This is a genomic window from Paraburkholderia suaedae (assembly GCF_040812055.1).
Taxonomy (GTDB): Bacteria; Pseudomonadota; Gammaproteobacteria; order Burkholderiales; family Burkholderiaceae; genus Paraburkholderia.
Genome location: NZ_JBFOAH010000073.1, coordinates 1 through 6,310 on the forward strand (window position 1 = coordinate 1; position 6,310 = coordinate 6,310).

The 6,310-nt window shown below is 52.3% G+C and carries 6 protein-coding genes and 1 pseudogene; 6 read left to right on the plus strand and 1 reads right to left on the minus strand.

The window, feature by feature from the left end; all coding sequences use genetic code 11:
* Window positions 1–110: 110 nt before the first annotated feature.
* The 6 genes from ABQJ48_RS37255 (at window position 111) to ABQJ48_RS37280 (ending at window position 5,519) form a co-directional block, all read left to right on the plus strand.
* Entirely contained in the window at window positions 111–305 is a 195-nt protein-coding gene (locus tag ABQJ48_RS37255) for a hypothetical protein (RefSeq protein ID WP_367842862.1), read from the plus strand.
* Between the two features lie 58 nt (window positions 306–363).
* Window positions 364–1,170, plus strand: coding sequence for a polysaccharide deacetylase family protein (locus ABQJ48_RS37260; protein WP_367842863.1), 807 nt, complete (start codon window positions 364–366; stop codon window positions 1,168–1,170).
* A gap of 136 nt (window positions 1,171–1,306) precedes the next feature.
* A complete protein-coding gene (locus ABQJ48_RS37265; RefSeq protein ID WP_367842864.1) occupies window positions 1,307–1,882 on the plus strand; it encodes a hypothetical protein in 576 nt (191 codons plus the stop codon).
* 413 nt (window positions 1,883–2,295) lie between these two features.
* On the plus strand, window positions 2,296–3,705 hold the full coding sequence (locus ABQJ48_RS37270; RefSeq protein ID WP_367842865.1) for an MFS transporter: 1,410 nt from the start codon (window positions 2,296–2,298) through the stop codon (window positions 3,703–3,705).
* Window positions 3,706–3,902: 197 nt separating this feature from the next.
* On the plus strand, window positions 3,903–4,796 hold the full coding sequence (locus ABQJ48_RS37275) for an amidohydrolase family protein (RefSeq protein ID WP_367842866.1): 894 nt from the start codon (window positions 3,903–3,905) through the stop codon (window positions 4,794–4,796).
* A gap of 42 nt (window positions 4,797–4,838) precedes the next feature.
* Entirely contained in the window at window positions 4,839–5,519 is a 681-nt protein-coding gene (locus ABQJ48_RS37280; RefSeq protein ID WP_367842867.1) for an HpcH/HpaI aldolase family protein, read from the plus strand.
* Between the two features lie 295 nt (window positions 5,520–5,814).
* Here ABQJ48_RS37280 and ABQJ48_RS37285 read toward each other — a convergent pair.
* Window positions 5,815–6,186: pseudogene (locus ABQJ48_RS37285) on the minus strand (IS30 family transposase); the annotation flags it as partial.
* Between the last annotated feature and the right edge of the window lie 124 nt (window positions 6,187–6,310).

A 6,310-nucleotide genomic window follows, 5' to 3' on the forward strand; every position in this document is an offset into this window, starting at 1 on the left:
TCAGCAAACAGGGGGCGTCGCGGTTCAAAGGCCAGACGACCAACCTGTCGGCCGATTCTCCTGGCTGACTCAGTTCAAGTGGTAAAAGGTCGGCGATCTGAAAACGAGTTGTGCAGACCTTCCTTAGCATTTCATACAACATGTCGTGCATGGTGTTCGGCGGCTTTGCCCCGTTCATAGCGACCTGGCTGATCAAAAGTACAGGGTCCGCGATCTCTGTTACCTATTACGTAATTCTGGGTGCGCTGGTGACGTTGCCCGCGGTGCTGTTCTTTCGGGAAACGGCGTGGAAATCGTTGGACTGAGACGGTCGACGAATCACACAGCGGCCAATGGGTAGATTTCTTTCTGTGGAGACGATCTGTGAACGAATATATGTGGGGTCCAGAAAAGAAGCGCGCTGCGCTCAGCGTTACTTTCGACAATTTAGGCGAAGCGGCGGACATGGCACTCGGCCGTTGCCCGCCCGGACATTCTCTGGGCAGGCATTTTACCGCGACGCACGTAGTGCCGGAGCTGTTAAAAGAGCTACGTGGAGTCAACATTACGTATTTTGTCGAAGCGGTAAATGCGCGGCTTTATCCTGAAGTGCTGAAAGCTATCAGAGATGCGGGGCACGAAGTTGCGCTCCATGCATGGGCACATGAAAACTGGCAAGGACTCAATCTGCAGCAGCAGGCGGACAATTTGCAGATGAGCCTTGAAGCGTTGGGGAAGCTCAGTGTAGAGCCACGCGGCTTTAGGCCACCAGGCGGTGCAATCTCGCCTGAATCGCTTGCACTTCTTCAGGAGACCGGCTTTACTTATTGCTCTCCGCTGTCCGATATGCCAACCGGCCGGGTTGAAAATGAATTTGTCATTCTTCCTTTCATATGGCGTCACGTTGACGCTTACTTGCTGGAACCGAAATTAAGCGAGCGCCGATTATCCAACGGTGATCCAGAGGCACCTCTCGATCCAGAAGGCTGGGCAGAAATTCTCGCGACGGCTGTGGATCAGGCTGTCGCTACCGGACAACACCTTACGATTATTTTTCATCCATATGTATTGGGTAGCGATTTTCGACTTGTGAACATCCTGAAGGAATTTCTGGAAAAGGTATGCAGCCGAGACGATTTGTGGGTTGCGCCTGCATTTGAAGTCGCCAGCTGGGTAAGCAAGACGAATTGAAAATAGCAGGTCGCTTTCAGGCGCAAGTATTTTAAGAAATCTATGATTTATTGAAAATTACTGATCGATAGGGAGTCGTTGTCGAATTATTAAAAAATCGTAGCCCTGAATAGATAGTAAAAAATGAGGAAAAGACATGAATGGCAGAACGTACCAGGACAAGCAGCCTATTAACGTATTAGCGATTTTTCCGCAGGTTGCCGACATAGTGGACTTGAAGCTTCAGACAGCGGTCATAGCGACGTGGAAAGCTCTATGGGCCATGAGCCCATGGACCAGGATCGAGGAAGTCCCGTCATCGGACGAAATTGCCTACCCCACACTGCCGCATAATCAATGCGTGCTGGAAATGGCCATCTCGGTCGCCGATCTATTCGAGCGACACCACGGCATTAAGGTAAATCGCGACTATTTGATTGCAGCTGGAGCCTTGCTGGACGCGAGCAAGGTGGTCGAGTATGAGCTTGGGTCGGATGGAAAAGTGGTAACCACTGCGCTCGGTAAAAGCTATCCTCACTCATTCTGGGCGGCTCACCTAGCGCTCCACGAAGGCATTCCCGATGAAGTGGTTCACGTGCTGCTCACGCATTCTCCGGGGGCGCCGAAATTCCCATCCACGATCGAAGGCAAGATACTTTACTACGTGGATCAGATCGGTGTCATCGGAATTTTCAAGGACCGCTGGCGTAAGAATCTCTACATTACGAAGTGAACTTGCGCGCATGGTGAGGTCGCTGTGGCTTGTGCCAAGATGACTCGATATGAGCAAGAGCTTGAAATTGCGGGAGTTGATCGGCCAGAATTTCACCAGCGCACATGAAAATTCTTATCAACTAATAACAATAAACGATTGGACGAACATAGTCCGCGAACGTCAGACTGAGTTGATGTTATCGCGTTAGTGTAGCGAAGGTGGAGCGAGTTACAGTTGCCACCAGGCCATCATGCGCATATGTGCGTTTTATTGATCTTTACGTAATCCATGACATTGCCAATGTATAGCCTGCGTCTGGCAGACGGCAATGATCCAGATTCGCTTGATGAACGCTATCAAGTTAGCGGTAGATCAAGATAGCCGCGACGAGCGGTGGAAAGGAATTCCCGCTGACGATGAATTGATCCATCGTGTCAATCACCGTCAAAAAAAGGTTTCCCATAACACACAAAATGGATATTGGAGACAAGTTGGAACCATCTACATCGCGAGTATACGGTGAGCCGTGGCACACCTGGCTGGGAAATAGCCGTCGATACGTTGTCTATATAAGTCTGTTTTTTTTGCTGATCATCAATTACATAGACCGTATTAATCTGTCCGTTGCAGCTGGAAGTATTCGACTGGCATATCACCTGTCGCCGATTGAACTCGGCTATCTCTTCTCGTCCTATTCATGGACGTACGCACTTTGTCTCGTGCCCTTGGGTCTGGCGATCGATCGGTGGGGTATTCGATATATGGTTGCCGCCGCCATGATTGTATGGTCAACGGGAGGTATGCTAACCGGAGTGGCGATCAGTTTTGCGACTCTGCTTGTTGCGCGCTTAGTGCTTGGCGCTGGAGAAGCGGCCAGCCTGCCCGCGGGTAGCCGTGTCCTTCGAGAGTGGGCGCCCCGCAACGAGCGGGGCCTTGCAACAGGCATCCTGAACGCTGGCGTTTATATTGGGCCGGCTTTAGGCGCTCCCTTGGTGGGGTGGCTCATTAGTGATTGGGGATGGCGTGCCTCGTTTTATGTGACGGGGTTGATCGGGATTGTGTTCGGTGTTTTATGGTTGGTCTTCTATCGTTTGCCAGAGCGTGCCCAATGGATCTGTGATGGCGAGCGGCGCAAGATTCTGACCGAACGCGATTATGCAGTTGCGATAACAGAGCGCCAATCGAGCCGGATGATTTTGAAAGCCCTGTTGAGAAGCCCGACAATGTGGGTTCTCACGGTGTCCCACGGCTGTATCGGCTATACCGCCTTTCTGCTTATATCCTGGCTGCCACGGTACTTCGAAGTTTCTCGTGGCGTGGACATCCTCAAGAGCAGCGGGCTCACGGCAGTTCCGTACTTCATCGCGGGAATTCTGCTGGTCCCAATCAGCAAGCTGAGCGATCGGCTTATCGCCGATACAGGCCTGAGAGAAGGCAGGCGGCGCAACCTTGTTGCCTTGAATATGCTCGCGGCTTCAAGCATCCTGGCTATTCCATATGTGTCGAATATAAGCGTGATCCTGGCGATATTTAGCCTGTCTCTGACTTGTGTGGCGAGCGCGCTATCGTTGAATACGGCGCTGGCCAACGATTTATTGAGGGGCAGCGAAGCTAGCGGTGCAGCAATTGGTTTCGTGCTAACTGGGGGGAATGTGTTTGGCATCATTGCCCCAATCGTTACGGGATATATCGTGGCCGCTACGAATCAGTTCGACGTCGCGTTCACCATTGCGGGAGTACTTGCGGCAATCGGGGCAATCATGAATTTTATGTTTACAAGAAAGGCCATTTATATTGGTCCGGTTCAAAGAGATGTGTTGGAACTGAAAAGCGCTGAGTAGTGGTGTTAATTGAGATGCGAGGCGCCCATGATCAGAGACGGCGACCGCCAGAACGCGCCCTGAACTCCGACGCCAGACGGTCATGTCATAGTGCCAATTTAGGGGTTTCGGCAACCCCATGGACATGATTCGAATTCGAACTTAAGCCTCGAAACATACCATCAGAACTTTGATATCTTGAACCAGGGGTATTCGACATGACGAATTCAAGCGGTTTAACCGTGAAGCCGCGCTGTGTTCCTCACGATCCTCATCCGGTCGTGCCGTCGATCAAGATGCCGGAAGGGGCCTGTGACTGTCACGCGCACGTATGCGGACCGCAGGATAAGTACGACTATGCGGTGAACCGTTTGTACACTCCGCCAGACGCACCGTTAAGCGACTTCCGACAAATGCTTAACGCACTGGGCATCCAGTGCGGCGTACTTGTGCAGCCGAGCATATACGGATTCGACAATCGAGCAATGCTGGATGCGATAGCGATGGATCCCACACGATTAAGGGGGGGTGCGGTTCTACCAGGTGATGTGTCGATCGCAGAGATTGATCGATTGCACGCGCTCGGCGTGCGGGGCGTGCGTTGCAACATTGTTGATCTCAAGGATGGGAAAGGTGTACTTCCGGTCGAGTATCTGCAAACGCTCGCGGAAAAGATCAAGCCTTTTGGCTGGCATATCGAATTCCTGATGCAGGTTAATGAGTTTCCGAACCTCGACGTGCAATTAGGCAAGCTTCCGGTACCGTTGGTATTTGGCCACCTTGGTTACGAGCCTGCCGAAACGGCTGGGTCGGAAGGCTTTGAGGCGTTGTTACGGTTAATGCTCGATGGTAAGGCCTGGACCAAGCTGACTGCGCCTTACCGCCAGACCATGGAAGAGTTTCCTTACGCTGCCGTCCGTCCAATTGCTCAGCGTTTGGTAGAAGCTGCCCCGCAGCGTTTGCTGTGGGGAACTGACTGGCCGCACGTATACATTAAAACCAGGATGCCGAACGACGGTGGTCTTTTCAATCTTTTCGTAGAGTGGGTCACGAGTGATGATCTGGTGAAACAAATCATGGTCATCAACCCAGCCATGCTCTACGGCTTCTAACTATCTGGTGAATCATCGCCAGGAACTTTGATCGGGATAACTATGAGTGAAACTTTTAAGCAGCGCCTCATCGACCGCAAGACCGTGATCTCGGTAAACGTTGGAGGCCGGAATCCCGACATCATCCCAGCCCTCGCGAAGTTTGGCGCACATTGCGCATTCATTGATTGCGAGAGAACCGGTATCAGCATCGATGTTGCAATAGATTTGATACGCGCCTCAAAGGTGGCTGGAATTGCGTCGATTGTCCGAAGCATGTCGAAAGATCCCGCTTTGCTCGTGCAATACCTGGATCGACAGGCGGACGGACTCGTGATACCTCACGTTAACACGGCGAAGGAGGCAGAGGATCTCGTGGAATTGGTGCACTATGCGTGCGGTCCGACGGCTGCCACGCGAACGCTCATAGTGCAGATCGAGACCAAGGAAGCGATTGAAGCACTCGATGAGATGATGTTAGTAAAAGGTATTGACGCTTTCCTCATCGGTCCAAACGACCTTGCTTACAGTCTCATGAGCCAGCGTGGTGCGGAGACGCCAGAAGTTAATGCGGCAGTTGATTACGCAGCGGGTCGTCTTCGAGATTCCGGTCGCCCCTTTGGCTTGCCGGCCAGGTTCAACGACCTTTCCCGATTTAACGAGCGAGGCGCGAATTTTCTCTACTACCCCGTGGAATGGCTGATCGAGCGCGCGCTGTCTGAACTGAGCGCCGCGATTCTTTGAGCGCAGTGGTCTTTAAAACCCGGAGGTGGGCGGATGAGCAGGTCGGATGGGGTAGAGAAAGAAAGCGCGGAATCATTCCAATGGCAGTTCAAGCTAGGCTTGATTGTACCGTCGTGGAACACGGTGATGGAATATGAACTGCAGCGGATGGCGCGCCCTTCGATGTCAGTGCATGTCACACGCATAGCCCACGTGAGTGACACTCGCGACAGCTTGCTGTCGCTTGCTTCATGTGTTCCAGAAGCGGCGAATCTTCTTTCCCATGCGCGGCCCCACGTAATTTGCAATGGCGGATTCAACCGGTGGATGCAATAGTTTTCTGGAATCGTTCGGCGGGCGTCTCGTAGTCCAGCGTCTTTCTTGGACGCTCGTTCAGTCGTCTTGCCACCGCGTTGAGTTTGGCCTGCGAATACACTGACAGGTCAGTGCCTTTGGGAAAGTACTGCCTTAACAACCCATTTGTATTTTCATTCGAGCCGCGTTGCCATGGATGCTGGGGGTCGCAGAAGTAGACCTGGATATCAGTGGCCACGGTGAAGCGTTTGTGCCCGGCCATCCCCGTTCCCCGATCCCATGTCAGAGATTTATAAAGTTCCCGGGGCAACTTGCTGGCGTGCTTGATAAGTGCATTGACGACCGTCTCGCTGTCCTTGCTGGCTATTTTAACCGGTTGTGTCGCGATAAGGCGGGCGGGACGAGCAAATTCCAATGTGATTAGGAATGCTTATATAACCAGCGAATAGAATTGCTCCGCTGCGGTTTTGGTGAAGCCATTATCGTGCATCTGCCCC

Coding starts and splice junctions, on each gene's coding strand:
- ABQJ48_RS37265 (WP_367842864.1), top strand. CDS start 1,307: ATGAATGGCAGAACGTACCAGGACAAGCAGCCTATTAACGTATTAGCG.
- ABQJ48_RS37275 (WP_367842866.1), top strand. CDS start 3,903: ATGACGAATTCAAGCGGTTTAACCGTGAAGCCGCGCTGTGTTCCTCAC.
- ABQJ48_RS37280 (WP_367842867.1), top strand. CDS start 4,839: ATGAGTGAAACTTTTAAGCAGCGCCTCATCGACCGCAAGACCGTGATC.